Here is a 16170-nt window from a genome sequence, read left to right as displayed (position 1 = left end):
CCCATGGATTCCCTGACGTCCCTGATGGACGGCTTCGCCACCGCCCTCACCCCGGTCAACCTGCTGTGGGCCGCCGTCGGCGTGCTCCTCGGCACCGCGATCGGCGTCCTGCCCGGCATCGGCCCCGCGATGGCCGTCGCCCTGCTGCTGCCGGTGACGTACGGCCTCGAACCGACCGGCGCGTTCATCATGTTCGCCGGCATCTACTACGGCGCCATGTTCGGCGGCTCCACCACCTCGATCCTGCTGAACACCCCCGGGGAGAGCGCGGCCGTCGTCGCCGCGATGGAGGGCCATCCGATGGCCAAGGCGGGGCGGGGCGCGCAGGCGCTCGCCGCCGCCGCGATCGGACACTTCGCCGGCGGCATGATCGGCACGATGCTGCTGGTCGTCCTCGCCCCGACCGTCGCGGCCCTCGCCGTCGACATCGGCGCCCCCGACTACTTCGCCCTGATGGTCCTGGCCTTCATCGCGGTCACCTCGGTCCTCGGCTCCTCCCGGATCCGCGGCGTCGCCTCCCTGCTCATCGGCCTCACCCTCGGCCTCGTCGGCCTCGACCAGCTCACCGGCCAGCAGCGGCTCACCTTCGGCTCGCTCCAGCTCGCCGACGGCGTCGACGTCGTCATCGTCGCGGTCGGCCTCTTCGCCATCGGCGAGGCCCTGTGGGTCGCCGCCCACCTGCGCCGCACCGCCGGCCGGCCCGTCCCCGTCGGCCGTCCGTGGCTGGGCCGCGAGGACCTGCGGCGCACCTGGAAGCCGTGGCTGCGCGGTCCGTTCCTCGGCTTCCCGTTCGGCGCCATCCCGGCCGGCGGCGCGGAGATCCCGACCTTCCTGTCGTACGTGACGGAGAAGCGGCTCTCGAAGCACCGGGACCAGTTCGGCAAGGGCGCCATCGAGGGCGTCGCCGGACCCGAGTCGGCCGCCTCGGCCTCCGCCGCCGGCACCCTCGTCTCCATGCTGACGCTCGGCCTGCCGACGACCGCCGTCGCCGCCGTGATGCTCGCCGCCTTCCAGCAGTACGGCATCCAGCCGGGCCCGCTGCTCTTCGAGCGGGAGCCGGAGCTGGTGTGGGGCCTGATCGCCTCGCTCTTCGTCGGCATGGTGCTGCTGCTCGCGCTCAACCTGCCGCTCGCGCCCGTCTGGGCGAAGCTGCTGCGCATCCCGCGCCCGTACCTGTACGCCGGCATCCTGTTCTTCGCCGCCGTCGGGGCGTACGCGGTCGGCGGCGAGGCCCTCGACCTGGTCGTCCTGCTCGTGGTCGGCCTCCTCGGCCTCGGCATGCGCCGCTACGGCCTGCCGGTGCTGCCGGCGGTCATCGGCGTCATCCTCGGCCCGGCCGCCGAGCAGCAGCTGCGCCGCGCCCTGCAGATCAGCGACGGCTCCGTCACCGGCCTGGTGAACACCCCGTTCGCGGTGACCGTCTACGCGGTCGTGCTGCTCCTGCTGGTGTGGCAGCCGCTGCGGAAGGCGCTGGTCCGCCGGCGCGCCGGGGCCCGAGCGGCGGAGTCGTACGACGATATAGAGGGCCCAACGCGCCGATGAAGGAGTGAGATTCGGACAACCGGCGGCCGGATCCGGTATCCCTGGCGGGCGAAGTCTCCCCCCACCTCGAAGGGACACCCCCCATGCGCGTCCGACTCGCCCTCGCCGCCACCGCACTGCTCGCCGCGGCCGCCGCCCCTCCCGCCCACGCGGGAGGGGAAGACGACGGCCCCGCCCTCGACCCGGCCGGCCGGATCGCCGACTTCCTCACCGTCGACCCGGCCGGCCTCCTCGGCGCCGACGGCACCGTCACGCTGTCCGGCACCTACCGCTGCCTCGACGACACCGCGGGACCGGTCCTCGTCGGCTCCACCCTCCACCAGCAGGACCGTTCCGCCGGGATCGGCGGCAGCCGGGCCGTCTGCGACGGGCTGCTGCGCACCTGGACCCACACCGCGGTGGTGAAGGACCCCGCCTATCAGCCGGGCGAGGCCCGCGTCGAGGGCTCCCTCGTGCAGCTCACCCCCCTGGGCGACCTCGGCCTGCCCACCCCCGCCTTCCTCGCCCGGCAGGAGTTCAAGGTGACGCTCAACTAACCCCGAGCAGCTCCACCAGCCCGCGACGGCCCAGCCGCTCCAGCTCGTCGAGGGCGGCCACGGCCCGCTCGGCCGCCTCCGGATCGGAGACGGCGAGCCCGCTCGCCGCGAACTCGTCCTCGTCGAGCCGGAGCACCTCGCTGCCGTCCGCCGACACCCACAGGTCCAGATCCAGGTCCTCGACCGTCACCCCGGCCGCCCCGATCACGGCCGGCCGGGTGATGTCGCAGTACCAGCCCTTGAGCCCGCCCTCCGCCGACCACACCTCCTTGACCGTGTACCAGCGGTCGGTCCAGTAGTGCTCGACGAACACGTCACCCGGTTCGAAACGCACGAAGCCGAAGTCCCGCACCCCCGGCGCCGCCCACGGGGCGCGCACGGACAGCCGGTTCGCCGACTCCGTCACCACCTCGGCCGGGTAGCGGATCTTGAGCCGCCCCGCCTTCCACAGCGCCACCTCAACCGAGCGCCCTGACATAGCGCACCTCCGTCGCCCCGATCTCGTACCCGAACCACTCGTTGATCGCCAGCATCGGGGCGTTCCCCGCGTCGTTCCCGGTGAACGCCTCCGTGCAGCCGGCCGCCCGCGCCCGGTGCAGGGACGCGTTCTTGGCGAGCTTGGCGAGCCCGCGCCCCCGGTGGGCCGGCGCCGTGCCCGTCATCCCCGTCGCGTACCGGCCGAGGCCGTCGGTCCGTGCCGCGCTGAACGCCGCCGGCACCCCGTCCACGACCGCTACCACCGTCAGCTCCCGGTCGAACAGCGGATGGTTCCAGGTGGTCTCCAGCCAGTGCGGGTAGTCGTCCAGCTCCGCCCCCACGTCCCCCGGCTCGTCGGCGGTCGTCACCGCGTCCAGCTCGAACAGCGGGCGCGGGTCGGCCGCGAACTCCTCGGCCGTCAGCAGCCGGACACCGGCCGGCGGGTCCTGGAGCGGCGGCAGCCCCGCCGTCAGGTCGAGCCGCAGGAAGTGCGCGGTCCGGCTCGCCGCGTACCCCCGCCGCTCGGCGTAGGCGCGGTTCGACGGCTCGTCCATCGCCCAGCTGTACAGCTCCGTCGCGCCGCGCTCGGCCAGGTACTCCTCGGCCGTCCGCACCAGGAGCGTCCCGGCGCCGAGCCCCTGCCGGTCCGGGTGCACGTACACGTTGAGGTAGCCGACCCCGGGGCGCGGGGCGTCGTGGGCGATGCCCACCTGCGCGGTGCCGATCACCTCCCCGTCCTCCGACACGGCGACGAGCGGTCGGGAGCGGGCCTCGGGATGGGCGTGCGCCCAGTCGAACGCCACCTGCTCGGCGGTGGCCAGCATGAAGGGGACGGCCGCGCGCCGGACGCGGGCGAAGCCCTCGGCGTCCTCGGGCCGTACGTCACGGACGATCACAGTCATGGGGCCGCAGGCTACGTGCGGGGCCGCGCCGCCGCCTCCCATTTTCCGGCGGGGTGAGGGCAGAATCGGGCGGGTGACACTGACAATCGCCGTGGACCACCAGTCCACCACCGCCCCCTACGAACAGCTGCGCGCCCAGATCTCGGAGCGCGCCCGGTCGGGCCGACTGCCGGTCGGCTACAAGCTGCCGACGGTCCGGGGACTCGCGGAGCAGCTGGGGCTCGCCGCGAACACGGTCGCCAAGGCGTACAAGGCGCTGGAGTCCGACGGGGTCATCGAGACCCGGGGCAGGCACGGCACCTTCGTCGCGGCGGCCGGTGACGCCGCCAGCCGCAGGGCCGCCTCGGCCGCCGCCCAGTACGCCGAGGAGGCCTACCGCCTGGGGCTCACCCGGGACGAGGCCGAGGCCGCCGTACGCGACGCGTTGCGGGCCGCGTACGACTCCGAGTGACGCACCGCGCACACCGTTCCGAGCGACGGCCGGGCCCGCCGGGGGACTCCCCGCGGGCCCGGCCCCTCACAGATAGAGCCCGGGGGCGGGGGAGCGCTGCTCGGGCAGCTCGGCGGGGGAGACCCCGCGTCGCAGGGCGAACAGCTCGGCCAGCGTGGCGCCCTCGGCCGGCACCCCCTCGTCCCGCCCCAGCCACGCCGCCGACTCGGCGCGGGTGAGCGGCCCGACCTCGATCCGGGCCAGGCAGCGGCCGGGGCGCACGATCGCCGGGTGCAGCCGCTCCAGGTCCTCGTTGGTGGTCAGCCCCACGAGGACCTTGCGACCCTGGCCGAGCAGACCGTCCGTCAGATTGAGCAGCCGGGACAGCGCCTGGCCGGTCGCCTCCTTGGCGCCGCCGCGGATCAGCTCGTCGCAGTCCTCCAGGAGCAGCAGCCGCCACCGCTCCTTCTCCGTGCCGTCGCCCTCCTCGCCGATCGCGATGTCCATCAGATAGCCGATGTCGTTGAAGAGCCGCTCGGGGTCGAGCACGCAGTCGACCTGGCACCAGTCCTGCCAGGACCGGGCGAGGGTGCGCAGGGCGGAGGTCTTGCCGGTGCCGGGCGGCCCGTGCAGCAGCAGGAGGCGGCCGCTGACGTCGTCCGGGGTGAGCCTCATCAGCCGGTCCATCGCCTCGGCCACCGGCGCGGTGTAGTGGGGCCGGGCGTCGGCCCAGGTGTCGGCGCTGATCCGGCGGGTCATCCGGCGCGGGCCGCGCTGCGGGGCCAGGTACCAGAAGCCCATGGTGACGTCCTCGGGCTCGGGCTCCGGCTCGTCCTTGGCCCCGTCGGTGGCCTCGGCGAGGATCCGGGCCGCCAGCTCGGGGTCGGTCGCCGTCACGGTGACGTCGGCGCGGTGGTTCCAGCGGGAGGAGAGGATCGTCCACCCCTCGCCCTCGGCCAGCACCGAGTTGCGGTCCTCGTCCTTGAACCCCCACAGCACCCGGGCGCCGGCCGGCAGCAGGCTCGCGTCGGGCTTCGCCCGCTCCAGGGAGAGACCGTGGGAGTACGGCTGCGTCCCCCTGGTGAACCGGTCGAGGAGGAGCGCGTCCATGACGTCGCCCGGCGAATCGCTGTCGTCGAGGCTGATCACGACCGGCAGCGACGCCTGATGGGGCCCGGAAGGAACGGCGGGGGTGTCTGGCATGCCGCCATGATCCGCCAACCGCCCGGACGGCGCGACGGGTTTTGCCGGGGGCCGGGGGCGCCCCGGGGCACGGGTCCGGGGCGCCGGGACCGGGGCCCCGGTTCGCCTCGTGTGCGGGGCCGGTGCCCCGGATCAGATCCAGTGGCCGCGCAGCGCGCCGCGGGCCCTGCGGGCGAGGGCGTACCCCTTCGTCAGCGCCCGGTCGGCGGCGAAGTTCCGGCCCACGGCCCGTCCTTCGACGAGACGGGTGAACTCCTCGACGGTGGTGGAGCGGCGGACGGTCACCCGCTCCAGGGCGTACGGCCCCTGGCGGCGGCGCGCGAGCGCGTTCCCGACCGCGAGGGCCTGGGCGAAGCCGGCCTCGCGGACGGCGGCCCGCACCCGGCGGCTGGAGTAGCCGTACGGGTAGGCGAAGGAGTCCGGGGCGGTGCCGAGTTCCTCGCCGATGAGCTCGCGGCAGCGCAGCGCCTCGAACCGCAGCCGCCGCGCGTCGAGCTGGTCCAGCTGCGGGTGGCTGTGGCTGTGCCCGCCGATCTCGGTTCCGGAGGCGGCCAGTTCGCGCACCTGGGCCCAGGAGAGCATGGTGTCGAGGGCGCCGCCGGTCGCGTGCCGGCCGGGCAGCCAGCCGCTGGTGACGAAGAGGGTGCTCGGGAAGGAGTAGCGCGCGAGCACCGGCAGGGCGTACCGGTGCACGCCCTCGTACCCGTCGTCGAAGGTGACGAGCACCGGCCGGGGCGGCAGCCGCTCGCCGCTCCGCCAGGCGGCGGCGAGCGCGGCCGTGGTGACGGGCGTGAACCCCCGTCCGGCCACCACGTCCATCTGCGCGGCGAAGGCCTCGGGCGTCACCGACAGCCCCAGCGTCGCGGGCGCCGGATCGGGCGCGACGGCGTGGTACATGAGGATGGGCACGGGCTCGCCGACCGCCCCGGGGCCGGGCGTCCCGTCCGGGCCCGGGGACGCCTGGCTCCGCGTCCGCGCACCGCCCGCGTCCATGGAGGTCGCGCTCATGCGGCGGCCTCCTTCGGTTCCGGGGCCACGGGCGGGCGGGGTGCGGCCTCCGGGGTGATCGGGCCCCAGGAGAAGGTGGGGGAGCCGCCGCGCCGGGCGCGGAGGGTGCCGAGGGCGTAGCCGCCGGCGGCGAGGGCCACGCCGGTGACGATGGCGCCGGCCCGGCCCGCGCCGCCGGCCCGGCCGAGCAGGGTGTCGCGCATCCCGCGGAGCACTCCGGCGGGCAGCACCCGGCTGGTGTAGCGCCGCTCGGACTCCAGGCCCTTGCCGGCGCCGACGCTCTGGGCGACGAGGGCCTTCGAGAGGCCCTCGGCGTAGACGCGGGTGCGGAAGTAGGCGAAGCGCTCGCGGGCGGCAGGCACCTTGTGGTGGATGACCGCGCGGTCGTCGATGAGCAGGACCGCGTTCGGCACCGCGCCGGCCAGCCGGATGCAGAGCTCGGTCTCCTCGCAGCCGAGCGGGCGGCGGTCGCCGTCCCGGCCGATGCCGGTGGCGAAGCCGCCCGCCGCGTCGAAGGCGGTGCGCCGGAAGGAGGCGTTGCCGCCGAGGACGTTGCGGACCCGGACCCGGCCCGGCGGCAGCCCCCGGTAGGTGCAGCCGACGACCCAGTCGAACTCCTCGGGGAACCAGACGGGCCGGCGGCCGGAGGCCCAGACGGGCAGCGTGCGCCCGCCGACGGCGACGACCTCCGGGTCCTCGTAGCCGGCCGCGAAGTGGTGGAGCCAGTCGCGCTCCGCCACCGCGTCGTCGTCGAGGAAGGCGACGAACTCGCCGCGCGCGGCGGCGATTCCGGTGTTGCGGCCGGAGGAGAGGCCGCGGGGGCCCGCGTTGGCGAGCACCCGCACCTCCTCGCGGTGGTCCGCGTACTCCTCGGCGAGCCGGTGGAGCAGCCGCTCGTTGTGGTCGACGACGAGCAGCGTCTCCAGCGGCGGCAGGGACTGTTTCCGGACGGAGTCGACGGCGGCGAGGATGTCCTCCCACCGCTCCTCCGTGTAGGCGCAGATCACCACCGAGAAGCGGAGCGGGGCCGTGCGGTCGCTCAAGACGCCTCTCCCCGGGGGACGTTCACGGAGAACGCGGCGGGGCGGCGGAGCGCCCGGGCGGCCCTCGGGACGCGCTTCTCCTGGAGGATCACCTTGAGGACGCGGAGGCCGTCGCGCACCGCGTTGAGGTTGCTGACGCCGTGGATCCGCAGGTACTCGTGGCTCGGGACCTCCTGCACCTTCAGACCGGCCTTGACGACCCGGATGTTGATGAGGGTCTCGATCTCGAAACCGGTGCAGTCGAGGGTGATCTTGTCGAGGCAGTGCTTCCAGAAGGCGTTGTAGCCGTAGCAGAGGTCGGTGTAGCGGGCGCCGAACTTGCGGTTGACGAGGGAGCAGAGCGCCCAGTTGCCGAGTCGGCGGATGCCGGTCATGTCGTCGGTGCCGCCGCCGTTGGCGAAGCGGGATCCCTTGGCGAAGTCGGCGCCGCCGACGAGGGCGGAGACGTAGGAGACGATCTCCTGTCCGTCGGCGGAGCCGTCGGCGTCGACCATGACGATGATGTCGCCGGTGCAGGCGGCGAAGCCGCTGATCAGGGCGTCGCCCTTGCCCTTTCCGACCTGCTTGACGACTTTGACGCCCGGCCAGTGCGCCTTGGCGACCTCGACGGTGTCGTCCGTCGAATTTCCGTCGACGAGGACGACTTCGTGAATCCATTCCGGCAGCGACTGGAATACGTACGGAAGATTTTCCGCTTCGTTCATCGCGGGAATGACGACGCTCACCGGCGGAGTGATCGCCAGATGGGACGTGATGGCCCGGTACTGGGCCGCTATTCGACTCGGCTCGGTGATTTCTCGGCCCGTGGCGGCCGGGCGCAGGAACGAGCTCATTGGGTCGGTCTCCCTCTCGTCCGGTGGCCCGCCCAACCCCTGGGCGGCCCGGTCGTGTGTCCGGTTCGAAAGGGGGGTTCTCGCCTATCCCCGCACGGAAGCGATCTCCTTGCGGGACCCGCGAGTTGGCATGACTGGCCGCGCGGTACCCGCGACCCGGCGCCTACGCGCGCACCGAGCACGGCACCCCCCTACCGCGCCCCGCTCCGGGACCCCTCGACGGGTCGGCGTCTCCCCAAGAGCCGCTGTGTCGATGAACCGATGCGGGTGAGATGTACGACGGTATTGATGAATGGGACTGTATGGCAAGTCCCGTCGGCGCGGCCTGGTTTCAGGCACTTTGACGAGCAAACGGTGCTCGCACGTGCCCTGTTGTCGATCGGATTCGATCAATCCGTTTCCATGACGGGGGTGGTGGGGTTCCGCCGCCTTCCTGTGGGGACGCGGGCGTACGGGTCGCGTCCCCGTTCGATCGCCGTCGCGCAAGCGGACCCGATGATTCCTCAGGTGGCCGGAAACCGACGGCTCCTGAGGGATGTTCACTCACTCTCCAGGGTCAGTTTTGACATGAACACTTCCGGAAAGGCGGATCCGATGCTACTTCCTGGTAGCGCAGAGATCCTGCTACAGGGAGGTTCCATGAAACTGTCGCGATTCGCGGCCTTCGCGTCCTCGCTCCTGCTCGGTTCCGTCCTCGCCCTCACCGGGGCGGGAGCCGCGCACGCAGCCGAGTCCGCCGCCGTCGACTACGTCGCCCTCGGCGACTCCTACTCCTCCGGCGTCGGTGCCGGCAGCTACGACAGCGCCAGCGGCGACTGCAAGCGCTCCACCAAGGCCTACCCGCGCCTCTGGGCTAACGCCAACGCCCCCTCCTCCTTCGCCTTCACCGCCTGCTCCGGCGCCGTCACCACCGACGTCACCACCAAGCAGCTGGGCCCCCTGTCCTCCGCCACCGACCTCGTCTCGCTCACCGTCGGCGGCAACGACGCCGGCTTCGCCGACGTCATGACGACCTGTGTGCTCCAGTCGGAGTCCACCTGCGTCAATCGGGTGAACCAGGCGAAGGGGTACGTCGACTCGACGCTGCCCGCCCGCCTCGACGCCGTGTACGACGCGATTCGCGCCAAGGCCCCGGCCGCCCGCGTCGTCGTCCTCGGCTACCCGCGCTTCTACCAGCTGAGCGGCAGCTGCGTCGCCGGCCTCAGCGAGACCGAGCGCACGGCCATCAACGGCGCCGCCGACCACCTCAACGCGGCCCTCGCCAAGCGCGCCGCCGACCACGGCTTCGCCTTCGCCAGCGTCGTCCCGGCCTTCACCGGCCACGAGATCTGCTCCGGCTCGGCCTGGCTGCACAGCGTCAACTGGCTCAACATCGGCGAGTCCTACCACCCGACGGCCGCCGGCCAGTCGGGCGGCTACCTGCCGAGCTTCAGGAGCGCGGCGTAGCGGCGGGTCCCCCCACCTCCGCACCCGTACCCGCGGCGCCGGGAACGGCAGGAGCGGTGCTCGACGCCCCGCCCCCGCCCGGACCGGCGCCCGGATCCCCGTCCCTGACGGCCTGCCAGACCAGCGCCGCCAGGATCACGAGGAGTCCCACGACGCCGACGGCGACGACGACGCCCCGCCGGGGCCCCCGCCGTCCCTCCGCGACCGCACGCCCCTCCGTACGCGCCCCGCGCACGCCACCCGGGCCCTCGTGCTCCCGATCCTCCGGCCGCCCCGGTCCGCGCCCCGGCCCCCGCTCCGGCGCGCGCCCCTCGGCGGCGACCTCGCCGCGCGGCCGCTCCCCGAGCTGGGCGACCCGCTCCAACTCCCGTACGGCCCCGGCCCGCACGCCCGCGTCCCGGTCGGCAAGGCCGGCCACCGCCGGCGTCAGCGGACCCGAACGGGGATCGGCGACCATCCCGCCCAGCAGCGCGGCCAGCGCCGCCGCGTCCTCCTCGGCACCCGGCCGCGGCGCGTCCGGCCCGTCGCCGGATGCCGAGACGCCGGTCGCCACGCCCGTCACCACCACCCGCCCGTCGTTGGCGAGCAGCACCCGGTCCCGGCCGATGTCGCGGTAGGGGACACCGGCGGCCCTGGCCGCCCGCAGCGCGGCGAGCACCCCGAGCGCCACCCGCGCCGCCTCCCGGTCCGGCAGCGGTCCGTCCGCCTCCAGGGCCTCCGCCAGCGTCAGCCCGCGGACCAGCTCCATCACGATCCACGGCCGGCCGTGCTCGACGACCACGTCGTACACCCGGGCCACGCCCGGGTCCGAGATCGCCTCCGCCGCCCGCGCCTCGCGCTCGACCCGCGCGTACAGCGCCGGCTCCGCGTCGGGGGGCGTCCCCGGCGGGGCGTGCACCTCCTTGACGGCCACCTCGCGGCCGAGCACCTCGTCCCGGGCGCGCCAGACGAGTCCCGCCGCGCCCTCCGCGAGGGCGTCGAGCAGCCGGTAACGGCCCGCGATCAGCGTCATGGATCCACGGTAGCCGCGCCCCCGCCGGGTGGCGACCCACCCGGACGGCCCTGGGTGGCGTAGATCACATCGGTCCACGGGGCCGCAGGTGGGCGGGGGGAGGGCGGGATGGTTCATGACGATTCGGCAGGTGTTCGAGCCCTGTCCAACTCGCCCTGGAATCAGTTGGATTCGGAGAGTGAGCGACAACCCCCGTACGAGTGCGGTGTATCCCGTCGGCGGTATACACGCGTGTGACCGTGGGGCGATAGGGTTAACCTGCCCGGGCCGGGTGCCCTCGTACGGGTGGGGAGTGACATGGAACAGATAACGATGCGCAGCAGGCCGCGCGTGCCTGCCATCACCTGCGGGAGCAGCGCGACCAGTTCGCGGCTCGACCGCCATCTCGCGGTGCTCGGCGGTCCCGCCGTGCCCCAGCGCGAGGTGGCCGAGGCGACGCTGCTGATGCGGGAACTGACGACGCGTCGACACGAGACGCAGGCCCAGGGCCGGCACGGCGGCCGCGCGCGCGTCTCGCTCTTCGCCCCGCTCCGCCGCCTCCGCCGCACCCTCTTCGGCGCCCGCCACTAGGACAGCGCGCGACCAGGCGGCGGAGCCGCGTCCCCGACGCGTCCCGTCCGCCCCGGTCCGCCACCCGTACCCACCCGCACGCCGAGAGCGCCGGACGCGTCCCCGCCCGTCCGGCGCTTCGTCGTACCCCGGGCCGCCGGACGCCGGCGTCGTCAGGCGATCACGCCGGACATCCGCAGCTCCGCCAGCTCCGCCGCCGGCACGCCCAGGGCGGCCAGGACCGCGTCCGTGTGCTCGCCGAGGGCCGGGACCCGGCCCATCGGCGCCTCGGGGGCGTCGGGGAAGACGACCGGCGGCAGGAGGGACGGCAGGGGGCCGGCCGGGGAGTCCACCGGGCGCCAGCGGTCCCGCGCGGCCAGCTGGGGGTGGCGTACCAGCTCGGCCACCGAGTTGAGCCGCGCGCAGGCGATCCCGGCCGCGTCCAGACGCCGTACCGCCTCCTCCGCCGGCAGCGCGCCGAGCGCCGCCGCGACGGCCGCGTCGGTCGCCGCCCGGCCCGCCACCCGCGCGGCGTTGGTCGCGAACGCCGGATCGTCCGCGAGCTCCGGCCGGTCGAGGACCCGCTCGGCGAGTCGCCGCCACTCCCGGTCGTTCTGCACCGAGAGCAGCACCTGGGAGCCGTCCGCCGTCGGATACGCGTCGTAGGGGGCGATCACCGCGTGCGCGAGCCCCGTGCGCGCCGGGGCCGTACCTCCGTGCGCCCCGTGGTGCAGGGGGTGGCCCATCCATTCCGCGAGCGCGTCGAACAGCGAGACTTCCACGGGCCCGCCCCGGCCGGTCGTCCCGCGCCGCACGAGGGCGGCGAGGACCCCCGTGTACGCGTACATCCCGGCCGCGATGTCGGCGGCCGGGATGCCGGACTTGACGGGCTGCTCCGGGGTTCCGGTGACCGAGACGAGCCCGGTCTCGCACTGCACGAGCATGTCGTACGCCCTGCGGTGCGCGTACGGGCCGTCGGGGCCGTAGCCGGAGACGTCCACGGCGATCAGCCGGGGGTGCGCGGCGCACAGCGCGGCCGCGTCGAGGCCGAGCCGGGCCGCCGCCCCGTGCGCGAGGTTCTGCACGAAGACGTCCGCGTCCGCCACGAGCCGCCCCACCAGCTCCCGGCCGCGCGGGTCCTTCAGGTCGACGGCGACCGACTCCTTGCCGCGGTTGCACCAGACGAAGTGCGAGGCCAGCCCCCTGGCCGCGGTGTCGTAGCCGCGGGCGAAGTCGCCGCCGTCGGGGCGCTCGACCTTGACGACCCGGGCGCCGAGGTCGGCCAGTTGCCGGGTGGCGAACGGTGCGGCGACGGCCTGTTCGACGGAGACGACGGTGATCCCGTCCAGGGGGAGTGGCTGAGTGCTCATGCCCGTCTGCCTATCGCGTCGGGGCGGCGGCTGTCATCGGGATCCGGGTCACGTCGGCCCGCCGGGCCGGTTCAGCGGCGCCCGTACCGGCGGACGGCGAGCGGGGCGAGGACCGCGATCAGGCCGAGCGACCAGAGCAGCGAGGCCGCCACCGGGTGGGCGACCGGCCACGCGGCGCCCTCCGGCACGGGGACGTCGCCGCAGAGCGCGCGCACGGCGGTGGTGACGGCGGAGACGGGGTTCCACTCGGCGACCGTCCGCAGCCACCCCGGCATGCCGTCGGTGGGGATGTACGCGTTCGAGAGCAGCGGCAGCATGAAGGTGGCGCTGCCGAGTTGGCCGGCCGCCTCCTCGCTCTCGGAGGCGAGCCCCAGCAGGATGCCCGCCCAGGTGGCGGCCGAGCGGAAGAGGAGCAGCAAGCCCAGGGCGCCGAGGGCTTCGAGGGCGGTGCCCTCGATCCGCCAGCCCATCGCGAGCCCCACCAGGACCACCGGCAGCAGGGAGACCGTGCTGACCACGAGGTCGGCGGCGGCCTGTCCGAGCGGCACGGCGGCCCGGCCCACCGGAAGGGTGCGGAAGCGGTCGGTGACGCCCCGGTGGGTGTCCTGGGCGGCCTGGAACATGCCGGTCATCAGCCCGCCGGCGGCGGTCGCGACGAGCAGCCCGGGGACGAGGAAGGAGCGGTAGGCGGCGCCGGGCATGGCGAGCGCCCCGCCGAGGACGTAGCCGAAGAAGAGCAGGAAGACGACCGGCATCGTCATCGTCATGAGGGTGAGGGCGGGGGCGTGCCGGACGCGCCGCAGGTTGCGGCCGGCCAGGGCGGCCCCTTCGAGGGCGAGGGCGTTCACGCGGCGGTCTCCTTCCGTCCGGTGAGGCGCAGGAACACCTCGTCGAGGGTGGGCGGACGCAGCGAGGCGTCGACGATGTGGATCCCGGCGGCGTCGATCTCGCGGACCAGCCGGGGCAGGGTGAGGGTGGGGTCGGTGGTGACGGCGCCGACGGTGCGGCGTTCGGCGTCCAGGACCGGGGCCGAGCCGGTCAGCCGGTCGAGGACCGCGGCGGCGGGCTCCAGGGGCCCGGTGCCGGCGAGGACCACCTCGGCGCGGTGGCCGACGAGCGCCTTGAGCTCGGCGGGGCTGCCGCGGTGGGCGGCCCGGCCGTCCTCGACGAGGACGACGTCGTCGGCGAGCCGGTCCGCCTCCTCCAGGTACTGGGTGGTGAGCAGCACCGTCGTGCCCTCGCCGGAGAGTCCCCGGACGGCGTCCCAGACGGCCTGCCGGCTGCGCGGGTCGAGGCCGGTGGTCGGCTCGTCGAGGAAGAGGACCGCGGGACGGCCGAGGAGGCTCGCCGCGAGGTCCAGGCGGCGCCGCATGCCGCCGGAGTAGGTGCGGGCGAGCCGGCCGGCGGCGGCGGTGAGACCGAACTCCTCCAGCAGTTCGTCGGCGCGGGCGCGCGGGAGGCGCAGCAGCCGGGCGAAGAGGCGCAGGTTCTCGGCGCCGGTGAGGTCGCCGTCGACCGAGGCGTACTGGCCCGTGACGGCGATCCGGCGGCGTACGGCGGCGGGGTCGCGGACCAGGTCGTGGCCGGCGACCCGGGCGCTGCCGGCGTCGGGCGCGAGGAGCGTGGTGAGGATCCGGACGGCGGTGGTCTTGCCCGCGCCGTTGGGGCCGAGGAGGCCGCAGACCGTGCCTTCCGGGACGGCGAGGTCGAGGCCGCGAAGGGCGTGGACCTCGCCGTACCGCTTCTCCAGACCCTCACTAAGTACAGCGTACGTAGTTGTCATGGGGGCACCGTACCTCACTACGTACGCTGTACGTAACTACGATGGAGGCGAGGTGATGAGATGGCGGGCCGAGCGGCCGAACCCGAAGTGATCTGGGCGCGCCCCGAGCGCGCCGGCCGAGGCCCCCGACCGGCCTTCAGCAGGCAGGACGTCGTCGACGCCGCCGTCCGCATCGCGGACGCCGACGGCATCGACGCGGTCTCCATGCGGCGGATCGCCGCCGAACTCGGCTGCGGCACCATGTCGCTGTACAACTACATCCCCCGCAAGGAGGACCTGTACGAGCTGATGGTCGACGCGGCGAGCGCCGAGTACGCCTTCCCGGACCGGCCCAGCGGCGACTGGCGGGCCGACATGACCGACCTGGCCCACCAGACCCGGGCGATCATGTACCGGCACCCGTGGCTCTCCCGGGTCATGACCACCGCCTACGGCTTCAGCCCGAACGCCCTGCGCTACCTGGAGTGGTGCCTCGGCTGCCTCGTCCCGCTCGACGTGCCCGCCGGACTCAAGATGCAGCTCATCGCGATGGTCAACGGCACCGTCATGGCCACCGTCCGCAACGAGCAGGACCTCGCCGAACGCGCCCGCGGCCTGCCGTGGACCGAGGAGGAGGAACAGGCCGTGCGCGGCGCCTACCTCAGGGACCAGGTCGCGAGCGGACGCTACCCGCACCTCGCCGCGCTGCTCGCCGAGTCCGCCGCCCCCGCCGACCCGGACGAGATCTTCGCCATGACCATCGCCCGGCTCCTCGACTCCTTCGCCGCGGCGGAACCGGGCGGGGGAACCGTCACACCAGCATGAACTGGCCCCCCGGGCCCTCCTCCTGATGGTCGAGCACCGACGCCGGCCGGCGCGCCCGGTCCGGCACCGGCAGCACCCCGGCCGCCCGCAGCGCCGCCCGGCCCGGCCCACCGCCGCCGGGCGCCGCGAACGGCGCCCGCTCCGCCTCCCGCGCCCCCAGCAGCGCCAGCACGGTGATGAGGTCGAGGAGCTCGGAGGTCCACTCCTGCGGCCAGGCCGCCGGACCGATCGCCTCCAGCGACCCCGCCTCGGCCGGCGCGGTCCGACGGGCGAACCACTGCTCCACGACCCGCACCCCGCCCACCCGGTACTCCCACGCCTCCTCGGGCACCGGCGAGATCCGGCCCCCGCCGACGCTCAGGACCTCGTCCCCGGGGTCGTACGCGAGCGAGTCCGGGCGCGGCGGCAGCGCCGCCCGCACATACGGCCGGCGACCGCCCGGCAGCCGGGGCCGCGCCCCGCTCAGCGCGCCCCGCAGCTGGACGTCCAGCAGTTCCCGGCCGAGCGCCACGCCCGCCGCCCACGTCTCCCGATCCGGCGGCAGCGGCACCCGGCACCCGGCGGGGGAGGGGACGGCCGCCGCGACGACCCAGGCCAGCCACCCGGCCGGCTCCACCGCCCCGTACCGCTCCCGCAGGAAGCCCGGAAGCCCGGGCGCCAGATTCGGCTCCGCCCCGCCCGGCCGCCGGAACAGCGGCCGGATCCGGCCCGGGCGGCCCGCCGACGAACGCCCCTCGGGCAGCGCGCCCGTCACCAGCAGCACCGGCCCGGCCGCCCCCGGCGCCCACGCCTGCTCCACGGCGAAGAGCTGCGGCTCGCCCGCCACCCGCCACAGCTCGGGCCGTGCGGCGTCGAGGAGCCGGTGGTCGGGGAGCAGCCACTGCTCGTCGAACGGCCCGGTCAGCACCCGCACCGGCTCCGGGCACGGTCCGGACTCCCGGGCGAACCCCCCGGTCCCGGTCCGCTGCCCCGGCAGCGCCGCGACCGCCGTCCCCGTCGTCCGCGCCCGGCTCGGCCGGAACAGCGCCTCGCGCTCCCCGCCCTCCGCCGTCACCAGCCGGTCCCACCGACCGCGCAGCGTCCGCGCGTCGGGCGCCACCACCCACGCCCGCCCGAACCGCGGCGGCGCCACCGACCACGGCATCAGCTCGTCGAGCAGGGGCGTGTCGTCGTCCGCTGAAAGGTCCTGCCGCCGGAGAGCCTCTGTCACGCCCCGCATGCTAATCCGACAC

Annotated in this window: 17 protein-coding genes; 6 read left to right on the top strand and 11 right to left on the bottom strand. The window is 74.8% G+C overall.

Features of this window, described 5'->3' with window-relative positions; genetic code table 11:
• Window positions 1-3: 3 nt before the first annotated feature.
• Window positions 4-1542 carry a tripartite tricarboxylate transporter permease gene (locus ACFZCF_RS24015; RefSeq protein WP_391288650.1) on the top strand — a complete coding sequence of 513 codons (1539 nt, stop codon included), beginning with the start codon at window positions 4-6 and terminating at the stop codon, window positions 1540-1542.
• An 83-nt stretch (window positions 1543-1625) separates the two neighbouring features.
• A complete protein-coding gene (locus tag ACFZCF_RS24010) occupies window positions 1626-2078 on the top strand; it encodes a DUF6299 family protein (RefSeq protein ID WP_388447246.1) in 453 nt (150 codons plus the stop codon).
• On the opposite strand, the gene ACFZCF_RS24005 is transcribed toward ACFZCF_RS24010, so the two are convergent.
• Entirely contained in the window at window positions 2071-2556 is a 486-nt protein-coding gene (locus ACFZCF_RS24005; protein WP_391288647.1) for a DUF402 domain-containing protein, read from the bottom strand. The two genes, ACFZCF_RS24010 and ACFZCF_RS24005, sit on opposite strands and share 8 nt — an antisense overlap.
• Complete coding sequence (locus ACFZCF_RS24000; protein ID WP_388447242.1) at window positions 2537-3457, bottom strand: GNAT family N-acetyltransferase; 921 nt, start codon at window positions 3455-3457, stop codon at window positions 2537-2539. Before ACFZCF_RS24000 ends, ACFZCF_RS24005 begins: the two co-directional genes overlap by 20 nt.
• A 73-nt stretch (window positions 3458-3530) precedes the next feature.
• On the opposite strand from ACFZCF_RS24000, the gene ACFZCF_RS23995 reads away from it, so the two are divergent.
• Window positions 3531-3908 (top strand): GntR family transcriptional regulator, encoded by a 378-nt coding sequence (locus ACFZCF_RS23995; RefSeq protein ID WP_189953319.1) that lies wholly within the window; start codon window positions 3531-3533, stop codon window positions 3906-3908.
• Between the two features lie 66 nt (window positions 3909-3974).
• Here the strand turns inward: ACFZCF_RS23995 and ACFZCF_RS23990 are convergent, their stop codons facing one another.
• The 4 genes from ACFZCF_RS23990 to ACFZCF_RS23975 form a co-directional block, all read right to left on the bottom strand.
• The gene (locus tag ACFZCF_RS23990; RefSeq protein ID WP_388447239.1) at window positions 3975-5090 is read right to left on the bottom strand and encodes a DUF5925 domain-containing protein; all 1116 of its coding nucleotides are present in this window, start codon (window positions 5088-5090) and stop codon (window positions 3975-3977) included.
• Window positions 5091-5222: 132 nt separating this feature from the next.
• Complete coding sequence (locus tag ACFZCF_RS23985; RefSeq protein WP_388447374.1) at window positions 5223-5987, bottom strand: polysaccharide deacetylase family protein; 765 nt, start codon at window positions 5985-5987, stop codon at window positions 5223-5225.
• A gap of 107 nt (window positions 5988-6094) precedes the next feature.
• Window positions 6095-7141, bottom strand: a complete 1047-nt coding sequence (locus ACFZCF_RS23980; RefSeq protein WP_388447237.1) for a glycosyltransferase family 2 protein — start codon at window positions 7139-7141, stop codon at window positions 6095-6097.
• The gene (locus ACFZCF_RS23975) at window positions 7138-7974 is read right to left on the bottom strand and encodes a glycosyltransferase family 2 protein (protein ID WP_388447235.1); all 837 of its coding nucleotides are present in this window, start codon (window positions 7972-7974) and stop codon (window positions 7138-7140) included. The genes ACFZCF_RS23980 and ACFZCF_RS23975 overlap by 4 nt, the downstream gene beginning before the upstream one ends.
• A 639-nt stretch (window positions 7975-8613) precedes the next feature.
• Here ACFZCF_RS23975 and ACFZCF_RS23970 point away from each other — a divergent pair.
• The gene (locus ACFZCF_RS23970; RefSeq protein WP_388447233.1) at window positions 8614-9420 is read left to right on the top strand and encodes an SGNH/GDSL hydrolase family protein; all 807 of its coding nucleotides are present in this window, start codon (window positions 8614-8616) and stop codon (window positions 9418-9420) included.
• Here the strand turns inward: ACFZCF_RS23970 and ACFZCF_RS23965 are convergent.
• On the bottom strand, window positions 9404-10432 hold the full coding sequence (locus ACFZCF_RS23965; RefSeq protein WP_391288643.1) for a protein kinase: 1029 nt from the start codon (window positions 10430-10432) through the stop codon (window positions 9404-9406). The genes ACFZCF_RS23970 and ACFZCF_RS23965 overlap by 17 nt on opposite strands.
• A 297-nt stretch (window positions 10433-10729) precedes the next feature.
• Between ACFZCF_RS23965 and ACFZCF_RS23960 the strand changes: the two genes are divergently transcribed.
• Window positions 10730-11002: a hypothetical protein gene (locus tag ACFZCF_RS23960; protein ID WP_388447229.1), complete on the top strand. Its 273-nt coding sequence runs from the start codon at window positions 10730-10732 to the stop codon at window positions 11000-11002.
• Window positions 11003-11154: 152 nt separating this feature from the next.
• On the opposite strand, the gene ACFZCF_RS23955 is transcribed toward ACFZCF_RS23960, so the two are convergent.
• The 3 genes from ACFZCF_RS23955 to ACFZCF_RS23945 all read right to left on the bottom strand — a co-directional run bounded on the left by ACFZCF_RS23955 (window position 11155) and on the right by ACFZCF_RS23945 (window position 14134).
• Complete coding sequence (locus ACFZCF_RS23955; protein ID WP_388447227.1) at window positions 11155-12351, bottom strand: CaiB/BaiF CoA transferase family protein; 1197 nt, start codon at window positions 12349-12351, stop codon at window positions 11155-11157.
• Between the two features lie 71 nt (window positions 12352-12422).
• The gene (locus ACFZCF_RS23950) at window positions 12423-13199 is read right to left on the bottom strand and encodes an ABC transporter permease (RefSeq protein WP_391288640.1); all 777 of its coding nucleotides are present in this window, start codon (window positions 13197-13199) and stop codon (window positions 12423-12425) included.
• Complete coding sequence (locus ACFZCF_RS23945) at window positions 13196-14134, bottom strand: ATP-binding cassette domain-containing protein (protein ID WP_388447223.1); 939 nt, start codon at window positions 14132-14134, stop codon at window positions 13196-13198. The genes ACFZCF_RS23950 and ACFZCF_RS23945 overlap by 4 nt, the downstream gene beginning before the upstream one ends.
• Before the next feature lie 60 nt (window positions 14135-14194).
• Between ACFZCF_RS23945 and ACFZCF_RS23940 the strand changes: the two genes are divergently transcribed.
• Window positions 14195-14938, top strand: a complete 744-nt coding sequence (locus ACFZCF_RS23940) for a TetR/AcrR family transcriptional regulator C-terminal domain-containing protein (RefSeq protein ID WP_391288637.1) — start codon at window positions 14195-14197, stop codon at window positions 14936-14938.
• Here the strand turns inward: ACFZCF_RS23940 and ACFZCF_RS23935 are convergent.
• Window positions 14925-16157, bottom strand: a complete 1233-nt coding sequence (locus ACFZCF_RS23935) for a type ISP restriction/modification enzyme (protein ID WP_391288635.1) — start codon at window positions 16155-16157, stop codon at window positions 14925-14927. The two genes, ACFZCF_RS23940 and ACFZCF_RS23935, sit on opposite strands and share 14 nt — an antisense overlap.
• Between the last annotated feature and the right edge of the window lie 13 nt (window positions 16158-16170).

It is taken from the genome of Streptomyces sp. NPDC007945, assembly GCF_042958885.1.
Taxonomy (GTDB): Bacteria; Actinomycetota; Actinomycetes; order Streptomycetales; family Streptomycetaceae; genus Streptomyces.
This window is presented reverse-complemented; position numbering and strand designations above follow the sequence as displayed.